The 16,749-nt window shown below is 65.8% G+C and carries 17 protein-coding genes and 2 tRNA genes; 11 read left to right on the plus strand and 8 right to left on the minus strand.

Annotation, left to right across the window (positions count from 1 at the left end; translation table 11 throughout):
• The first annotated feature begins 405 nt into the window (after positions 1–405).
• Positions 406–1,047: an oligoribonuclease gene (orn, locus tag NP3_RS44785; RefSeq protein WP_063047777.1), complete on the plus strand. Its 642-nt coding sequence runs from the start codon at positions 406–408 to the stop codon at positions 1,045–1,047.
• Positions 1,048–1,102: 55 nt separating this feature from the next.
• Positions 1,103–1,175: transfer RNA gene (locus NP3_RS44790), tRNA-His, on the plus strand.
• A gap of 84 nt (positions 1,176–1,259) precedes the next feature.
• Here NP3_RS44790 and menC read toward each other — a convergent pair.
• Entirely contained in the window at positions 1,260–2,366 is a 1,107-nt protein-coding gene (menC, locus tag NP3_RS44795) for an o-succinylbenzoate synthase (RefSeq protein WP_063047788.1), read from the minus strand.
• Between the two features lie 151 nt (positions 2,367–2,517).
• Between menC and NP3_RS44800 the strand changes: the two genes are divergently transcribed.
• Positions 2,518–2,796: a hypothetical protein gene (locus NP3_RS44800; RefSeq protein ID WP_063047778.1), complete on the plus strand. Its 279-nt coding sequence runs from the start codon at positions 2,518–2,520 to the stop codon at positions 2,794–2,796.
• Positions 2,797–2,804: 8 nt separating this feature from the next.
• Here NP3_RS44800 and NP3_RS44805 read toward each other — a convergent pair whose 3' ends face one another.
• A complete protein-coding gene (locus NP3_RS44805; protein WP_063047779.1) occupies positions 2,805–4,019 on the minus strand; it encodes a L,D-transpeptidase in 1,215 nt (404 codons plus the stop codon).
• 316 nt (positions 4,020–4,335) lie between these two features.
• Here NP3_RS44805 and NP3_RS44810 point away from each other — a divergent pair.
• Positions 4,336–4,408: transfer RNA gene (locus NP3_RS44810), tRNA-Lys, on the plus strand.
• A gap of 134 nt (positions 4,409–4,542) precedes the next feature.
• Here the strand turns inward: NP3_RS44810 and NP3_RS44815 are convergent.
• Positions 4,543–4,917: a cupin domain-containing protein gene (locus tag NP3_RS44815; protein WP_063047780.1), complete on the minus strand. Its 375-nt coding sequence runs from the start codon at positions 4,915–4,917 to the stop codon at positions 4,543–4,545.
• 77 nt (positions 4,918–4,994) lie between these two features.
• Here NP3_RS44815 and NP3_RS44820 point away from each other — a divergent pair, with 77 nt between their 5' ends.
• From NP3_RS44820 to NP3_RS44830, 3 genes are all read left to right on the plus strand, one after another.
• Complete coding sequence (locus NP3_RS44820; protein ID WP_063047781.1) at positions 4,995–5,465, plus strand: MarR family winged helix-turn-helix transcriptional regulator; 471 nt, start codon at positions 4,995–4,997, stop codon at positions 5,463–5,465.
• A 530-nt stretch (positions 5,466–5,995) separates the two neighbouring features.
• Positions 5,996–6,628: a transglycosylase SLT domain-containing protein gene (locus NP3_RS44825; protein WP_063047782.1), complete on the plus strand. Its 633-nt coding sequence runs from the start codon at positions 5,996–5,998 to the stop codon at positions 6,626–6,628.
• A gap of 92 nt (positions 6,629–6,720) precedes the next feature.
• Positions 6,721–7,032, plus strand: a complete 312-nt coding sequence (locus tag NP3_RS44830) for a hypothetical protein (RefSeq protein WP_063047783.1) — start codon at positions 6,721–6,723, stop codon at positions 7,030–7,032.
• 1 nt (position 7,033) lies between these two features.
• On the opposite strand, the gene NP3_RS44835 is transcribed toward NP3_RS44830, so the two are convergent.
• Entirely contained in the window at positions 7,034–7,498 is a 465-nt protein-coding gene (locus NP3_RS44835) for a MarR family winged helix-turn-helix transcriptional regulator (protein WP_063047784.1), read from the minus strand.
• A 58-nt stretch (positions 7,499–7,556) separates the two neighbouring features.
• Here NP3_RS44835 and NP3_RS44840 point away from each other — a divergent pair, with 58 nt between their 5' ends.
• Positions 7,557–8,534 (plus strand): pirin family protein, encoded by a 978-nt coding sequence (locus NP3_RS44840; RefSeq protein WP_063047785.1) that lies wholly within the window; start codon positions 7,557–7,559, stop codon positions 8,532–8,534.
• Between the two features lie 136 nt (positions 8,535–8,670).
• Positions 8,671–8,967 (plus strand): excalibur calcium-binding domain-containing protein, encoded by a 297-nt coding sequence (locus tag NP3_RS44845; RefSeq protein WP_040687515.1) that lies wholly within the window; start codon positions 8,671–8,673, stop codon positions 8,965–8,967.
• Between the two features lie 60 nt (positions 8,968–9,027).
• Here the strand turns inward: NP3_RS44845 and NP3_RS44850 are convergent, their stop codons facing one another.
• Entirely contained in the window at positions 9,028–9,249 is a 222-nt protein-coding gene (locus tag NP3_RS44850; RefSeq protein ID WP_040687513.1) for a DUF3618 domain-containing protein, read from the minus strand.
• Between the two features lie 110 nt (positions 9,250–9,359).
• On the opposite strand from NP3_RS44850, the gene bcp reads away from it, so the two are divergent.
• Positions 9,360–9,833, plus strand: coding sequence for a thioredoxin-dependent thiol peroxidase (gene bcp / locus NP3_RS44855; RefSeq protein ID WP_063047786.1), 474 nt, complete (start codon positions 9,360–9,362; stop codon positions 9,831–9,833).
• 107 nt (positions 9,834–9,940) lie between these two features.
• On the opposite strand, the gene NP3_RS44860 is transcribed toward bcp, so the two are convergent.
• Positions 9,941–11,200 (minus strand): hypothetical protein, encoded by a 1,260-nt coding sequence (locus NP3_RS44860; RefSeq protein ID WP_063047787.1) that lies wholly within the window; start codon positions 11,198–11,200, stop codon positions 9,941–9,943.
• Between the two features lie 314 nt (positions 11,201–11,514).
• On the opposite strand from NP3_RS44860, the gene NP3_RS44865 reads away from it, so the two are divergent.
• Positions 11,515–12,135, plus strand: a complete 621-nt coding sequence (locus tag NP3_RS44865) for a TetR/AcrR family transcriptional regulator (RefSeq protein WP_245721387.1) — start codon at positions 11,515–11,517, stop codon at positions 12,133–12,135.
• A gap of 66 nt (positions 12,136–12,201) precedes the next feature.
• Here NP3_RS44865 and acpS read toward each other — a convergent pair whose 3' ends face one another.
• Positions 12,202–12,636, minus strand: coding sequence for a holo-ACP synthase AcpS (acpS, locus tag NP3_RS44870; RefSeq protein ID WP_040687506.1), 435 nt, complete (start codon positions 12,634–12,636; stop codon positions 12,202–12,204).
• 92 nt (positions 12,637–12,728) lie between these two features.
• Positions 12,729–16,749, minus strand: a 4,021-nt coding sequence (locus NP3_RS44875) for a beta-ketoacyl synthase N-terminal-like domain-containing protein (RefSeq protein WP_281197789.1), incomplete at its 5' end; no start/stop codon positions are given.

Genomic DNA, 16,749 nt, shown 5'->3' on the forward strand with positions numbered 1-16,749 from the left:
GGCGGCTGCCGCGGCCACGCGCGCCGCCTCCTCGGCCGCCTTCCGTGCCGCGGCCGCCTTCTCCTGAGGGGTTGTCATCGCGCGTCCTCCGTCTGGTCCGCAGTGTTAGCTGTCGTGCCGAAAACGCATACGCCGATCTCCCGCAAACTCTATCGCCGCTGCTCCCCCTGAGACGGCTCAACCCAGTGGTGACATGCACTCCCGTACGCAACCAGCACCGGCACAACCTCCGGTTTCGAGCGCAGCGAGAGCGAGCATGCGCCATTCGCGGCCCATCTCGCATCCGAGTGGCCGAAGCGCATGCGGCGCGGTCGCGAGTCTCGGCCGTTCGGATGCGAGACATCCGGGGGCCGCGAACACGCGATGCCGAAGGCATCGCCAATAAATACAGCTAATGTTGCCGGGGTGTCCGACAAATACGTGGTGTGGATGGATTGTGAGATGACCGGCCTGCGTCTCGACAGCGACAAGCTGATCGAGGTGGCCGCACTCGTGACCGACAGCGACCTCAATATTCTCGGTGACGGCGTGGATATCGTCATCCATGCCGACGACGCGGCCCTGGCCGCCATGCCGCAGGTGGTCGCCGATATGCACGCACGTTCGGGCCTGACCGAGGAAGTGCGCCGCTCCACGGTCACCCTCGCCGATGCCGAAAAGCAGGTACTCGACTACATCCGCGAATACGCCCCGGCCGCGGGCACGGTCCCACTGGCTGGCAATTCCATCGCAACAGACCGCGGCTTCATCGCCCGCGATATGCCCGCACTCGATGCGCATCTGCATTACCGGATGATCGATGTGAGTTCCATCAAGGAGCTGTGCCGCCGCTGGTACCCGCGCATCTACTTCGGCCAGCCCGAGAAGGGCCTGACCCACCGCGCCCTGGCCGATATCAAGGAATCCATTCGCGAACTCGAGTACTACCGGCGCACGGCCTTCGTCGCCGCCCCGGGACCGTCGACCACAGAGATCACCGCCGTCGCGAACGAACTGAGCGGTGCCGACAAGACGGCCGAGCAAAACGCGACGTCAGAAACCGATTAGGGACTCGAGGGGTTGACACGCTAATATCGACCGCGCTGGTAATTCACCGGCGATGGTGGCTGTAGTTCAGTTGGTAGAGCACCAGGTTGTGATCCTGGCTGTCGCGGGTTCGAGTCCCGTCAGCCACCCGAAACGGGCCAGGTCGGAGCGCATCAGCTCCGACCTGGCCCGTTGTCTACTCGTCCGTTGTCTACTCGACAGCGCCGCTCGGTTCATATCGGCGACAACCATTCCTTGCTCGTCGTTGCCGCCTTCAACGCATCCGGCAACGGGTCTACACCGAGGCCGGGCCCGTCAGGCACGGTGAGGTATCCGGCTTCCAGCCGCAGCGGTTCGATGATGTCTCGTTCGTAATAGCGATCCGAGGCCACGATGTCCGCGGGCAACGTACAACCGGGTAGCGCCGCTACCGCCAGATTCGCCGCCTGACCGAGCCCGGTTTCCAGCATTCCACCACAAAATGCCGGTACGCCGTGCGCCGCACAGACATCGTGCGTCGAGCGGGCCTGGAGATAGCCGCCGACACGTCCGGCTTTGATATTCACCACCGAGCACGCCCCCAGCTCGATCGCGTCGGCAGCGCCCCGGGCCGAGAGAATCGATTCGTCCAGGCAGATCGGTGTACGCAAGCGACGGGCGAGCATGATGTGCTCGCGGCAGCAGTCCTCGGCAAGAGGCTGTTCCAGCATTTCGAGTCCGAAATCGTCGAGACCAGCGAGGTGGTCCGCATCGGCCGATGTATAGGCGCCGTTCGCATCGACCTGCAGCTCGAGAGCGTCGCCGAAGCGCTCCCGTACCGCCCGCACCGGCGCGATATCCCATCCCGGCTCGATCTTGAGCTTGATCCGCTGGTAGCCCTGTTCCAGATATTCCACGACGGTATCCAGCAGTTCGGGTATCTCGTCCATGATCCCGATCGAGACACCCGCGGCCACCGATGTGCGAGTCGCGCCGAGATATCCGGCGTAAGACCGTCGCCGGGACCGCAGCCAGGCGTCGAGGATCGCCATCTCCAACGCGGCCTTGGCCATTCGATGACCACGAAACCGCGCAAGCGTGGGCGCTACATCTTCCGGATCGAGATCGCGGCCTGCCAGCGCAGGCAACAGAAACCGGCGGATGACATCGGCGGCACCATCGATGTACTCGGAGGAAAAACTCGGAGACGGCAGGGCGACGCACTCTCCCCAGCCCTCGGCGTCCGAGGCGACCACCCGCAGCAGGAGAATGTCGCGCCACAATTCGACCCCCAACGAGGTCCGAAATGGGCTGCGTAGCGGAAGGCCCAGCCGACGCAGCTCAACGCCCTCGAGCCTCACCTTCACAGCTTGGCATATCAGCCCCTCGTCGATAGCCGCTTACTATCACCAATTATCTGACAGATCACCGTTTCACTCCGTAGACTGCGGGCATCAGGGGCGGTGTCACCGGGACGCCATCCCGGCTGATCAGAAAGACACCAAGTTCGTGATGCGTTCCGCGGTAATCGCAGCTTTCCTCGGCACAACCCTGCTCGCAGGCGCCACCGGTACCGCAACCGCGGATATCGCGATCGAACCGGGCACCGGATCCAGCACGGGTTCGAGCTCGGTCACCACCGGATCGGCCGGCGGTGTCACCACCACCGGCTCCTCGGGCACCGGCTCGGCCGGTGCCGCGATGTCCGGCTTCGAGAATCTGCTGTTCGGCGGGCCGCTGCTGTGCGCCGCGCTCGGGAGCGCCGTCGGGGCGACACTCAGTTGCGCGTAGGCGATTGCCTAGCGATTGTCGGCGTTGCCCGCCTTCCACTCCGGCCACGGAATGTTCCAGTCACCGAGTCCGTCGACGCCCGAAAGCGTGCCGCCCACAGTGTTCTTGACGATGGTGATGTCGCCGCGCTTGGCGTTCTGCAAAACCCACAGCGCGTTGGCGGGGCTCAGGTTCAGGCAGCCGTGGCTGGTATTCGAGGAGCCCTGCGCACCGACCGACCACGGTGCCGAGTGAAAGAAGATGCCGGAGTAGGAAAGTCGGGTCGCGTAGTCGACCGGCGTCTTGTAGCCGTTCGGCGAACTCACCGCGACGCCGTAGGTCGAGGAGTCCATGATGATGCGGTCGAAGCGGTCGCCGACGATGTAGATGCCGTTATCGGTGGGGGTGCTGTCCTTACCCATCGAGGTGGGCATGGTCCGCACCACCTGACCGTTCATCTCCACCGTCACCTGCTTGGTGTTGTCATCCGCGGTGAAGATCGTCGGATCGCCGACGGTGAAGAACGAATGGATATTGTCCTGGCCGAACAGCCCGCTGCCGAGATCACGGCCGTAGACGTTCACATCGATGGTGACCTTGGTGCCCGGCGCCCAGAAATGCTCAGGCCGCCACCGGACCTCGCGCTTGTTCACCCAGTAGAAAGCGCCCTCGACCGGCGGCTCGGTAGTGATCTTGATCGCCTTCTGCGCGGCCATGCGGTCCGGGATATTTTCGTCGAACTGCACGGCCACCGGCTGGCCGATGCCGACAACCTCGCCCTCGCCCGGCAGCAGATAGGGCTTGGTCTGGCTGTCCGGGGAGCTGGTGGTGAAACTCAATACCGTGGAGTTCGCGCCGCCGAGACCGATCGCGTCGGCCTTCAGCTTGTAGGTCTTGCCGTAGCCGAGTACCTCGGTGTTCTCCCAGGTCCGGCCGTCCGCGGCCAGCTTGCCCGCGACCGGAACACCCTGCGGGCTGGTCAATGTCACGGTGGTGAACTTGCCGTCGTCGACCTTGAAGGTCAGCGGCACGCCCGGTGAAACTCCCATGTCACCGTCCTTGACCGGCGACAACAGCTTGGGCTTCATCAGTTCGGTGATCGGATTACGGTCGATGGCCACCGGCGAGGCGTCGGTGGCGTTGGACGACGAACACGCCGTCAAGGCCAGCGCCAACACCGCGCATACGACTACCGGTCCCGTGATCTTTCTCATCGACCGATGTCGACCCTGACCAACGCTCATTACCAACCCCGTTTCAAGTCCCGATGCGGCCAGGGCACCCGACGGCTTCGGATCCAACCCGACCACGCTCCTCCCGCAACGCCGACGGAGTTCGGTCCGGACCACGCTCCAGACATTCTGCCAGCGCAACGGGTCCGGTCCAATGGGAAATCACTCCGCCACAGGCGAGTTCCACCGGTTAGATCATCCGCACCCCGCCGGGTGTTAACACCGATCGCGAAGTCCACAACGCCCCCGGTCAGAAACCGATTTCGCTTCTGGGTACTCGGCCTGTTAATGTTTGTCCCGCACCGGAACACGGAGCACAGCAAGACACGCGCCATTAGCTCAATTGGCAGAGCAGCTGACTCTTAATCAGCGGGTTCGGGGTTCGAGTCCCTGATGGCGCACAACAACAGAATCCCCCGTCGTAGGCAGCACCTTCGACGGGGGATTTTTCGTTTCATCAATTCGGTTACGCACGGCCATCGAAGCGGTAACGCCGGGTGTGTTGTTCGCCACCCGGTCCGTCGCGCGAAGTGGCTCAGCCGACCCAGGGCGGGTTGATCACGGTTCCGTCGGGCAGTTCGCCCTGGAATCCGACCGGGACCGTCACGACAAGCACGGCTGGCTCGGCGGCCGAGTTCGTCAGGGAGATCATCGAATTCGCGGGCGCCACCGCTGCGTCACCGGCCACCAGCGCCTCCGCCTGGCCATCGATCGTGATCGTCACCGCTCCCTGGATCACCACGAATGCCTCCTCGCGCAACACCTTGTGCGGCACGCCTTCCGTCTCGGCCGACACCTGGATCTGCCAGACGCAGAGTTCGGCGCTGCCGGTGCCAGGACGGATATAGGAGGTGAATCGGGTGCCGTGCATTTCGTGGACTTCGGCATCGGCGGCGCGGGTTACGGGCATGCCTTAACTCCTTCATTTGGTCAAGTTGCTTGACTACATAGTCAAGCAACTTGCCTATCTGTGTCAAGATGTCAGTCATGTCGAATCCGAAACCCGCTTCGACCCCGCGGCCAGGCCAGGATCTCGCGCTGCTGCTGCTCGCCGCGGGAGCGGCTGCCACCGACGCCATTCACGCCGGGGTGGTCGCGGCCGGGTTCACCGATGTGCGGCCGACGCATGGGTTCGCCTTTGTGCGGCTGTCGCCGAACGGGGCGACAGTCGGCGAGTTGGCCGAACATCTGGGAGTGACCAAACAGGCGGCCAGTCAGTTGGTGGACGAACTCGTGCGCAAGGGTTACGCCGAGCGCAACGCGCATCCGGACGACGCGCGCGCACGGTTGATCACACTGACCGCGAAGGGGTGGGCCTGCACGCGCGCGGCCGATGCCGCCGCGGCCGAATTCGCCGACCAATGGGCGTCCGTTTTGGGCGATTCAACGGTGGCCCAATTGCGTAACGTTTTGACCCGCGTGGTGGCCCCCGGGAGGGTACGTCCGGCCGTTTGGTGACCAAATCGAGACAAAGTGGCCTGCGTTACCCTGAAATTTCCGTGACCTGCGTCACATCAAGTTTAACAGCAAACTCCCAGCATAGATGGGGTTTCGAGAAGCCCGACCTGGGCTTTCCAAGATCGGCAACGCCTGCCATTCACTTTTAGTTCATGTTGCGTTAACCGACCGTGACCAAGCTGAGATCAGGTCGCAAGCAGACCTACAGTTTGGTTACACCGTGGAGCGATCCACACACAGTCGGAAAACGACCGCAACGGCAGATGGGTTTCACCCGCCGCGGTCGCCGGAGATATCAGCGGCACCGACCGCAATCTCCCCGCTCGACAGCGGCACCCGCTGGGAACCGACCCCGGGTGGCTCACACCGCGTCGCGCGCCAGGGCTCGCCTGGCCTTCACAACAAAACCCGAAAACAGCATACGGAACCGATTCAGGCGGGCCTTCCCACCGGGTGCCCCGTCGGAGATCCGCGCTGCCTCAACCGGGCCGGATCCCCTCTCTGGACACGATCAAGGAACTGATTTCGAAATGCTCGACAAACGCCTCACCTCTTTCCGCCGCCTATCGCTGCGTGACAGTGTCACCCTCGCTGTGGCCGCGGCCGGTCTTATCGCCGTCGGCACCTCCTCCGTAGTCGCGCTGGCCGACGACAGCGTTCCGTCGCGCATTGCCATGGTCGCCGAGGAGCAGCCCGCCCCCGCGGCCGCCCCGGCAGCCGCGCCGGCGGTCGATGCAGCGGCAACGCCGGTCGATGCCCCGCTCATCCCCGCCCTGCCCGCGCTGCCGGAACTGCCGCCGGTCCCCGGCCTGCCCCTGCCGCCGCCCCCGGCCCCGGTCTACGAGGACAACCTCGACGGCTGGATCCACCACGCCCTCGACATCATGGCGGCGAACGGCATCCCGGGTAGCTACAACGGCATCTACCGCAACATCATGCGCGAATCGGGCGGCAACCCCCAGGCCATCAACCTCTGGGACTCCAACGCCGCCGCCGGCATCCCGTCCAAGGGGCTGCTCCAGGTGATCGACCCGACCTTCAACGCCTACCACGTCGAAGGCACCGCCTGGGACATCTGGGACCCGGTCGCCAACATCACCGCGGCCTGCAACTACGCGGCCCACCGCTACGGCTCGATGGATAACGTCAACTCGGCGTACTGATCGACTTCGTGAACAATGCCTCCCCGCCCGACGGCGGGGAGGCATTGTCGTAGGGTCGACCAGGACCGACCACCACCGATGCGGATTCCGCCATGACCGATTACGCCCACTCCGACCATGCGTCGAAGAGCCGCGCCGAGAAGGCGCGCCGCCTCGCCACCTTTATCTGGGATCGCGGCATCACCGGAACGGAACTGCTGGATATGCCTGCGGCGGTCCGCCGGAAACTGGCGCGCGCGGCCGAGACGAATCCGCCGAGTACCGACGAGACGTGGACGACTGTGGCGAAGCTGCTCGACGAGAAGGACATCTGGGCTGCTCGTCATCCGAATCATCCTGCGGCACAGCGCAATAACAGCGACGAGAAGCTGCTGTGGGTGAAGCCGCCGATCACCCCGTGGTGATTCAGTAACCGAGTTCGGACTCGCTCTCGGCCTCGACGACCACTTTGTCGGCCAGCGAGTGCAGCGCGCGCGCCTCGGCGGGCGTCATCGGATCGACGAAGATCCGGCGCACCAGTTCGACATGGTTCGGTGCCGCCTTCTCGAGCACCTTGCGTCCCTCGGGTGTGAGTTCGACCAGAATCCCCCTGGCGTCGTCCTCGGCCGGGCGCCGATCGACGAGTCCGCGAGCGGCCATGCGCGCCAAGTGTTTCGAGAGCCTGCTCTTCTCCCAGCAGACCTCGGCGGCCAACTCCTTGGCGCGCAGACAGCCGCCGGGCGCGGCCGACAACGGCACCAGGAGCTCGTAGTCGGCGGTGGACAGGCCGTCCTGGGCCAGACCGGCCGATAGCGCGGCATCCAGGCGCTGGCGCAGCCGGATGAAGGCCTGCCAGGTCTGCTGCTCGTCATCGCTCAACCAACGCACCACGGGAATGATCCTAGCCAGTAATTGGTTGACATGGACACCAACTACTCAGGAGGTGCCCATGCCGGCCATCACCGTCCCAGACATCATGGTGCTGCCGCGACTCCCTCGGCCCGCGGATTCGACGCGGGAACGCAAGGTGAGCAGCATCAGCACCGCACATCAGCAGCGCGAAGGCGCGGGCTTCGAGGTGCGCAGGCCGTTCCCGAGCATGGATCTGCGCTCGGCCGATCCATTCATTCTGCTCGACCAGATGGGTCCGGTCGCCTATGAGCCGTACGAGGCCAAGGGCGCGCCGTGGCATCCGCACCGCGGCTTCGAGACCGTCACCTACGTCATGGACGGCACCATGGTGCATCACGATTCCAATGGCGGCGGTGGCGTCATCAGCGAGGGCGATACCCAGTGGATGACGGCCGGTTCCGGCATTCTGCACGATGAGCTGCCCGCCGAGGAACTGGTCATCGCGGGCGGCTGGTTCCACGGCATCCAACTGTGGGTCAATCTGCCGCGCGCGCAGAAGATGGCCGCACCGCGCTATCAGGATCTGCGCGGCAGTGAATTGACGCTGGTCAGTTCGCACGACGGTGGCGCACTGGTGCGCATTATCGCGGGCGAGATGGGCGGCTTCGAGGGTCCGGGTTCGACCTATACCCCGATCGCCTACGCACACGCCTCGCTCACCCCGGGCGGACAGCTGGAAACCCCGTGGCCGCAACGGTTTACCGCGATGGCATATGTCCTGTCCGGCAGCGGAACAGTGGGCGCCGAGCGCCGGCCGATCAGCGAAGGCCAACTCGCGGTATTCGGCCCCGGCGACTCGATCACCGTCGCCGCGGATGCATTGCAACACAACCGAACCGGCGACCTGGAGGTGCTGCTGCTCGGCGGCCTGCCGATCAAAGAGCCTGTGGTGCAATACGGTCCGTTCGTCATGAACACCCGCGCCGAAATCATCCAGGCCATGGCGGATTACCAGGCCGGACGCATGGGCAATATCCCGGCCGAACATCTGGTGGGTAGGCGTTTGGGCGAATAACGAACGAAGGGGCGTTGTCCCCTAATGCCCCTAATTGTTTTGCTGCGCGGTTGACAAGTACGCGGCCCGTCACAACAGTGGATGCGGCGTCTCCCCCCGGACGCTACTCCACCGCAGCACACAAACAGAGGAATATATGAACGTTCGCCGGCTCACCGTCAGCGTTGCCGCCGCGGGACTCGCCTTCCTAGCGGCGCCCGCAGCCCTGGCCGACGTCCCTACCGGTTCCGCGGGAACAGGCTCATCCGCCATCGATACCGGATCGGCCGCGACCGGTTCGGCAGGCATGTCCCAGACCGGCTCGGCCGGTGGCGCATTCGCCAACTGTGACGAGGCCCGCGCGGCCGGTCGGGCACCGCTGTTCCGCGGGGAACCGGGCTACGGCCCGCATTTGGATCCGGACGGCGACGGTTTCGCCTGCCCGACGGTCTGATAGTCCTGAACGTAGAACACCCGGTGTGGCTGGCCACACCGGGTGTTCTACGTTTTCGGCTCAGCGGAAGATCTTGACCAGCACCAACCCGACGACCACCGCGGCCGCGCCGATCAGGCTGTACTTCACCTTCGGCTGGTTGAGCTTCGCCAGCACCATGTGCTTGGTGTCATCGGCGATGCGCTGCGGATCGGCCCGTACGGCGATTTCGTCGAGCGTGCTCGCGAGCCGTGTCCGTGCGGCCTCGATCTCCCGTTCGATCCGCTCGGTATCCCTAGCCACGTATATCCTCCTGTATTCAATATGCCGCGAACCGCGCTGCCGACGAGTCTAGCCAGCCGGGCTGCGTCGGTGCGGCCGCATTGTCGGGGCGTTCGATTACCGTGCAAGAGGTGACCGACAACCAACGACTCTCCCCCGGCGATGCCGCCCCCGATTTCACTCTGCCCGACGCCGACGGCAAGGACGTGTCGTTGTCCGGCTACCGCGGCCGCAAGGTGATCGTCTACTTCTACCCGGCCGCGAGCACCCCCGGCTGCACCAAACAGGCCTGCGATTTCCGCGACAACCTCGCCGACCTCGAGGGTGCGGGCATCGAGGTCATCGGCATCTCGCCCGATAAGCCCGCCAAATTGGCCAAGTTCCGCGACAACGAAAAGCTCACCTTCCCGCTGCTGTCGGATCCGGACAAATCCGTCCTCACCGCATGGGGCGCGTTCGGCGAGAAGACCATGTACGGCAAGACCGTCACCGGTGTTATCCGCTCCACATTCCTGGTCGACGAAAAAGGCGAAATCGAAGTGGCACAGTACAACGTCCGCGCCACCGGTCACGTAGCGAAACTCCGTCGCGACCTGTCGGTGTAGACCGAAGCACGGATCGGCTTGCGCCCAACGGGTTTCGTCCAGCTCGAAGGCGCATAAAGCGAAAGGTCCGGAGCCACTGGGGCACCGGACCTCTCGAAGATCATCTCCTAGGTGGGCTGCATCTGCTGGGTCGCCCATTGCACGAGCAGGCGGACGTGGTTGTCCCACCAGTGGTAGAACTCGGGGGTGAAGGCCGCCGGCGGCGGAGCCTCACCCGGGAAGAGCATGGCGTCGTTCGGAGCACCGACTTTGGTGGTCGGTCCCTGGGTTCCGGTGCCCGGGAGCTGCTGAGGCGATCCGGCCGCCTCGTTGCCGTGCTCGTGTGCATCCGGAGCGGCCGATACGGATGGCAGAGCACCCCAGTGTTCGTTGTACTGCGGAAGGTTGTCCAGATCGAATTCGGTCACCGTCGAGTCAGCGGTGTTGCCTGCGGCCGCGGGTTGCCGGGCCTCCGGACGATCGAACGGGCTGATATTCGGCTGCAGCGAGGAGCCCGCGGTGGAGCCGCTCGCCGATCCGGTATCACCGTCGACCACGCGGGCGTCCGCGGTGACCCGCGCGTCCGCGACGACGGCCCCCGTACGCGTTGTCACGTACAAACCGCCCGCGACCAGTCCGCCCGCCAGCACACTGGCCGCCGCGAACACAGCCGTGTGACCGCGCGTACTTCGCACCCGCTCGACCGGCTCGCTCACACCGGTCACGTCGCTCATCGCAAACAGCGCCGCACCGACCGCCGAGGCGGAGGTCGCGATCTTGCACGGCAGCACCGGAGCGCCGAAGCCGTCCATCGCCGTGGCCACCACCGCGCTGTCCGCCGCCGACCCGATCGGCACCACCGCATCCGGCCGAACCATTGCCGCTTCGAACTGGTCCCACGCATCCGACACCGCGACGTCGAGCGCTTCGGCGGTCGCATTGCCGGAATGACTCGTCGCGGCCAGCACCCGACTGCGCTTGCGGTCGATCAGCGTGAACGCCTGATGCCCCGGGACCACCTCGCAGATGAGCAGATCATCGAATTCATCGAGCCAGGTCATGACCCCGGCCACGCTCAGATGTGCCGACTTGGCCGATACCAGCGAGGCAGTATGCCACGGGCCGGACGCCAATTTGGTGACGATGGCACGCCGCTCGGCGGCATCGCGGTAGGTGACCGCCGCACCCACGATATCCCGCTCGGACTCCAACTCCGCCGCTAGTGTGTCCATCGCCGTCTGGACCGCAACCGCCAGGTCCGCCTTCGAATCGCCTCGAGTTTTCACCACCCGCTGCAGCAGCACCCGCTCGGATAGCTTCTCGCCGCCGTCGGCGAGGGCTACCGCGTGAACGGCGCCGCGTTCGGTGGAAACGCCTAGAGTTACCACGGATCGAGCTCCCACTGATCACGCCTTCCCAGTGCAATTGCCGAGCTCACGAGCTTGCCGAAACCCCTGAGCCCCTTGGATTCCCCGGCACGAAACGTGCGTCGAGATGCACGCACGCTCGGTTATGTGTTCGGTGCCATCTCGGGTTTGGATGGGTGATGAAATGTGACAGTCCTTAACACGCAGATACGGTGCGCGTGTCGCATATGTGTCGATACCGCTAGCCTTGATACGTGGATGTACGCACGGAGGCCAGGTCGAAGCAGCGACGTCTGGACCCTGCGTTGGACCTGCAGGACGACCCGCAGGAGCTCATGCCGCGGCGCAGGCCGACTCAGGAACGCAGTAAACGCAAGTTCGATGCCCTCTTGCAGGCGTCCCGGGAATTGCTCGTCGAGGTCGGGTTCGAATCGTTCACCTGTGAAGAGGTGGCGGCGCGGGCGGAAGTGCCGATCGGCACGCTGTATCAGTTCTTCGCCAACAAATACGTCATCGTCTGCGAGCTGAATCGCCAAGACCTGGTTGCGGTTTCCCAGGAACTCGCCGATTTCCACGGTGAAATCCCGTCATTGGACTGGTTACGGCACATGAACCAGTTCGTCGACCATCTGGCGAATCTGTGGATGACCGACCCGTCCCGGCGCGAGGTATGGCTGGCAATGCAGTCCACCCCGTCCACCCGAGCCACCGGCGCGATCCACGAAAAGGAATTCGCCGAGGTCGTCTCGCAAATGCTGCGTCCGCTGACCCCGCGCACCCCCCGCGCCCGCCGCACCATGATGGCCGAAGTCCTGGTGCACGTCGTCTACTCGATGCTGAACTTCTCCGTGCAAGACGACCAGAGCAACACCGAAGCGGTCTCCGAACTCAAACGGCTGATGGTGGCATACCTCATGGTTGCCGAAAAGGAATCCCGAACCGGAGGCCAGCGCTAACTTTCAGCAATCCGCTTTCGAGCCGGGCATCCTGTGTACAGGGCACCCGGCTCGAACATCGAACGGCTACTGCGCCTCGCGACCTTCGATCAAATCGGCGAGTTCGCCCGGATCCTCGAGCACGACCATGGCGGCGGCGGTGTCGCCGTCGTGCGTCAGGGACAGGTGAACCCTTGCGCGGGGCAGGAATTCGGCGGCCAAGCCGTGCAGTTTGATGCTCGGGCGCCCCCAGGCGTCGTTGACCACCTCGATGAGGGGGTACGGGTTGTCGCCGATCTGTGGGCGGCGCGCGAAACGCGAAGACGCCCAAGCCTTCAACACCGCCTCTTTGGCCGCCCAGCGCGCCGCGTAACTGCGAGCCGGGTCGGTGCCCTTGCTCTGACAATAGCGCCGCTCACCGGCGGTGAAACTCTCCCGGAGCATGGTGGTTCCGGACCGTTGCAACTGTTCGGCGAACTCGGAGATGGTCACCAAGTCCAAGCCGATACCCAGGATGGTCAATGCGTCGCCGCTCCTCAGCCTTCGAGCTCAATGAAAAAGTCAGAGTGCGGCCGCCGTAGCGACCGCACTCTGCACGGTAATGGCCGAAGCCGCTATGCCATAGAGCCACCGGCATCGAGTTGCCCGAGAATCACTGCCCCGGTGCCGCAACCCGCGCCATCGGCCCGGTAGGTGCCGTCGCCGGACAGCCGCGCCTCCGGCGAGAGCAGCACGTCGGCCTCCAGCTGCCGCTTCTGCTCCGACGGCGTGCCGTCGGCACCGAGGCGACGATCGGCAGGCCGCTCGTACAGCGGGGCGCCACCGCACATGGCCTCGGTGAACCGCTGCCGTCCGGCGAGCTGACGCTGCTGTGCCCGGCGCTGGTACTCCTCGCGCCGACCCGGCTCGATCGCCTGGATGAACGCCTCCGGATGCACCACCGCGAGCAGACCCGAGACGTGGCCGAAGCCGAGCGAGGTCAGCAGACCGGCCTTGAGCGGGAACCGCTCACCGAAGCGCAGCGGTTCGCGCGCCCAGACCAGATGCGGGTAGGCCCGCATTTTGTCGTCGACGCAGTCCAGGCTCCGATTCGGCGGCACCACACCGTTTTCCAGCACCTGGCACAGGCCGATGAGCTGGAAGGCGGCCGCGCCGCCCTTGGCGTGTCCGGTCAGGCTCTTCTGCGAAACCACGAACAGCGGCGCGCCTTCGGAGCGTCCGACGGCCGTGGCCAACCGCTCGTGCAGTTCGGACTCGTTCGGATCATTGGCCGCGGTCGAGGTGTCGTGCTTGGAGATGACCGCGATATCGTCCGGCGCCACACCGAGTTTGCGCAGTTCGGCGGCGAACTTGGATTCGCGGCCGCCACGCCCCGCACCCAGCGCGCCGAGGCCGGGCGCCGGGATGGAGGTGTGCACGCCGTCGGCGAAGGACTGTGCGAAGGCGACCACACCGAGCACCGGCAGGCCCATTTCCACCGCCACGTCGCCGCGCGCCAGCAGCACGGTGCCGCCACCCTGCGATTCCACGAAGCCGCCGCGACGGCGGTCGTTGGCGCGGGAGAAGTACCGGTCGCTGATGCCCTTGGCGCTCATGGCCGCCGAATCCGCGGTGGCCGACATATCACCGAAGCCGACGATGCCCTCGATACCGAGATCGTCGAAGCCACCGGCGACCACCAAATCGGCCTTGCCCAAACGGATCTTGTCGACGCCCTCCTCGACCGACACCGCAGCAGTCGCGCAGGCCGCCACCGGATGCACCATCGCACCGTAGCTACCGACGTAGGACTGCACCACATGCGCGAGCGCGACGTTCGGCAGCGCCTCCTGCAGGATGTCGTTCGGGCGCGACTCGCCGAGCAGGTTGTCGATGTAGAGCGAGCGCATCGAGGACATGCCGCCCATACCGGTGCCCTGGGTATTGGCGACCAGGCTCGGGTGCACCCAGCTCATCAGCTCGGCCGGGCTGAACCCGGAGCTGATGAACGCGTCGACGGTGCAGACAATATTCCACAGCGCGACCCGGTCCACCGAGGCCGCCATATCGGCGGAGATGCCCCAAATGGTGGGATCCCAGCCGGTCGGGATCTGACCGCCGACGGTGCGCGACAGCTTGGCCTTGCGCGGTACCCGAATCTCGGTGCCCGCCTTGCGGATCACCTGCCAGTCACCGGAATCGGCGACCGGGGTGATCACCGTGTGCTCCGGATCCGCGGCGTAGAAGGCGCGCGCCTCGGCTTCGCCGCCGACCGTGAAGGTCAGATCCTGGTCCAGGAAGACCGAGGTCATCAGCGGCGCGGCATTGTCGATCATGGCGCCGTCGTCCTCGTAGCGGCGCACACCGCAGCGCGCGACGACCGCGTCGTGGTACTTCTCGGCCAGCTCGTGTTCGGGGACGTAGTCACCGGATTCGGTGTCGTACCAGCCGGGCTTGGGATCGTTCTCCCAGGCGACCAGGCCGGTGGTCCAGGCGAGCTCGAGCACACCGGCGGCCGAGAGCTCGTCGGAGACCTCCATCTCGAACCGGGTGCGCGCCGAACCGTACGGGCCGAGCTCACCGGCACCGACGATGACGACCATATCGGCGAGATCGGCGGTCACCGAACCCCATTCGGGCACCGGCAGCGCCGAGCTCATGGTCGGCGGTGCGGGCAGCGCCGAAATCGTCCCCGCCGCAACGGCTTCCTCGGTCTCGGCCGCGGCGGCCTCCTGAGCCTGCTTGGCCAGTGCGGGCAGATCGAGCTTGACCCTGGCGAGTCCGCCGGTGAGGTCGATCTGCTGCGGTCCGGTTGCGGTCACCTGACGGGCCCGCGAAGTGCACCACTTGAGCAGCTCATCGGCCATCTCGGCGGTGGACCAGGTGTGCACACCGGCCTGCTCGACCGCGGTCACCATCGGATCGTTGTGGCCCATGAGCCCGGTGCCGCGCACCCAGCCGATGAGGGCGTGTACCAGGGTGACTCGGCTCGACCACGACTTCTCGGCCCGCCATTTGGCGACCACCGCGTCGAGTGCGGCCTTGGACTCACCGTAGGCGCCGTCGCCGCCGAACATGCCGCGGTTGGGCGAACCCGGAAGCACCACATGCAGTTTCGCATCGACATCGTGATCGACGCCGATCTTGGACAGCCCACCGATCAGCCGCTCGACCGACCAGAGCAGCACCCGCATCTCCATTTCGGCGCGGGCGCCGGCATCGGCGAGATCACCGGCGACCCGCGGTGCCGCGAACGGCAGCAGCAGGGTCGGGGTCATCGCGTCCTTGATCTTGACCTTCGCACCGCCCGCATTGTCGACCTGCTCGCTGCCGACCCAGTCGATCAGCGCGTCGACGTCTTGGTAGGACGCCATATTCGCGGGGACGACCCACAGCGCGGCACCGTGGCGCGCGTTCTCGCGGTAGAGCTTGCGGTAGAAGCCGAGCCGCTCGTCGCTGAGGCTCGAGGTGGTGACCACCACCGTGGCGCCGCCACCGAGCAATCGACCGGTGGCCGCCGCCGCGATGGAACCCTTACTGGCACCGGTGATCACGGCGATATCCGAGGACCACAGGCCGGACTCTTCGGTGTTGAGCGCCGCATCGGCGATGCGCTCGTACAGTCCGGCGAGCACCGAGCGGGCTTCGTGCTTGGCCTTCTCACGCCACCAGTTCGCCTGTGCCGCAACGGCTGCACCGGCACCGAGGAAGCCGTCCACCGGCTCCTCGCCGGAGCCGATGTCGTCGAGCAACCAGAGCTTGGCCAGATCCTCGCGTGCGGTCGCCCAGCGGTCGTCGATCAGCACGGCCTTGCGTGCGTCGAAGGCGGGCGCGACCAAACGCGGCCAGTCCGAACCCAATTCGGCCGAGACGAGATCGACCAGGGTGTCATCCGAGGCCTCCGGCGCGGAGGCCTGCTCGGTCAGGCCGAGCTGTTCGAGCACCACGCGGGCGGCCGTGGCCAGCACACCGTCGCGACCGGTGATCTGTTCGGTGAACTCACCCAGCGCCGCGGCGTCCACGGTGGCGCCGCCACCGCCGCCCGCGCTCGGCAGCGATACCGCGACACCGCGACGGGCCGCGACGGCCTGCACGGCGGCGTCGATGGCCGCATCGACCGAGGCGGCGTCGCTCACACTCGCGACCAGTCCGCCGAGATCGCCACCACGCACGCTGACACCCTCGCGGGTGCCGAGCGAAACCTCGGCGGTGACATGGTTGGCCCAGCCGTCGCCCAGCTCCCAGACCTTCTTGACCCGCTCGGCGATCGCGGCGGGCCGCTTACCGGACGGACCGAAGATCTTGCGCAGGTGATCGCCGATGGCATCGGAGAGCACCGAGCCAAAGGGCTTGTAGGTGCGGGCAAGCCGCTCGACGGTGGCCGAGAGCGCACCCATATCGGCGTCGGCGGCACCGTCGATGGCACCGAGCGACAGTTCGGAACCGAGGTCGACGAGCAGCTGATTGCGCCGCGACGAGACACCGTCGCAGAGGCCCTCGATGGTATCGACCGGGCCGATCTGATCCAGGCGCAGCTTGGTCCACAGCGCGATCAGTACGCGGGTGGCGTCGGCGGCGGTGAAGGCGATGTCATCCGGACGCGGACCGCCCGAGCTCGCGACCGGAGCGGCCACGGGGGCGGCCGCCGCGACCGGC

Source organism: Nocardia pseudovaccinii NBRC 100343 (assembly GCF_001613225.1).
Lineage (GTDB): Bacteria > Actinomycetota > Actinomycetes > Mycobacteriales > Mycobacteriaceae > Nocardia > Nocardia pseudovaccinii.

Excerpts from the sequence above, each read along its gene's own strand:
- NP3_RS44865 (WP_245721387.1), top strand. The coding sequence starts at position 11,515 with ATGCCGCGGCGCAGGCCGACTCAGGAACGCAGTAAACGCAAGTTCGAT.
- NP3_RS44805 (WP_063047779.1), bottom strand. The coding sequence starts at position 4,019 with ATGAGCGTTGGTCAGGGTCGACATCGGTCGATGAGAAAGATCACGGGA.
- NP3_RS44815 (WP_063047780.1), bottom strand. The coding sequence starts at position 4,917 with ATGCCCGTAACCCGCGCCGCCGATGCCGAAGTCCACGAAATGCACGGC.
- NP3_RS44830 (WP_063047783.1), top strand. The coding sequence starts at position 6,721 with ATGACCGATTACGCCCACTCCGACCATGCGTCGAAGAGCCGCGCCGAG.
- NP3_RS44800 (WP_063047778.1), top strand. The coding sequence starts at position 2,518 with ATGCGTTCCGCGGTAATCGCAGCTTTCCTCGGCACAACCCTGCTCGCA.
- NP3_RS44825 (WP_063047782.1), top strand. The coding sequence starts at position 5,996 with ATGCTCGACAAACGCCTCACCTCTTTCCGCCGCCTATCGCTGCGTGAC.
- NP3_RS44820 (WP_063047781.1), top strand. The coding sequence starts at position 4,995 with ATGTCGAATCCGAAACCCGCTTCGACCCCGCGGCCAGGCCAGGATCTC.
- NP3_RS44840 (WP_063047785.1), top strand. The coding sequence starts at position 7,557 with ATGCCGGCCATCACCGTCCCAGACATCATGGTGCTGCCGCGACTCCCT.
- NP3_RS44845 (WP_040687515.1), top strand. The coding sequence starts at position 8,671 with ATGAACGTTCGCCGGCTCACCGTCAGCGTTGCCGCCGCGGGACTCGCC.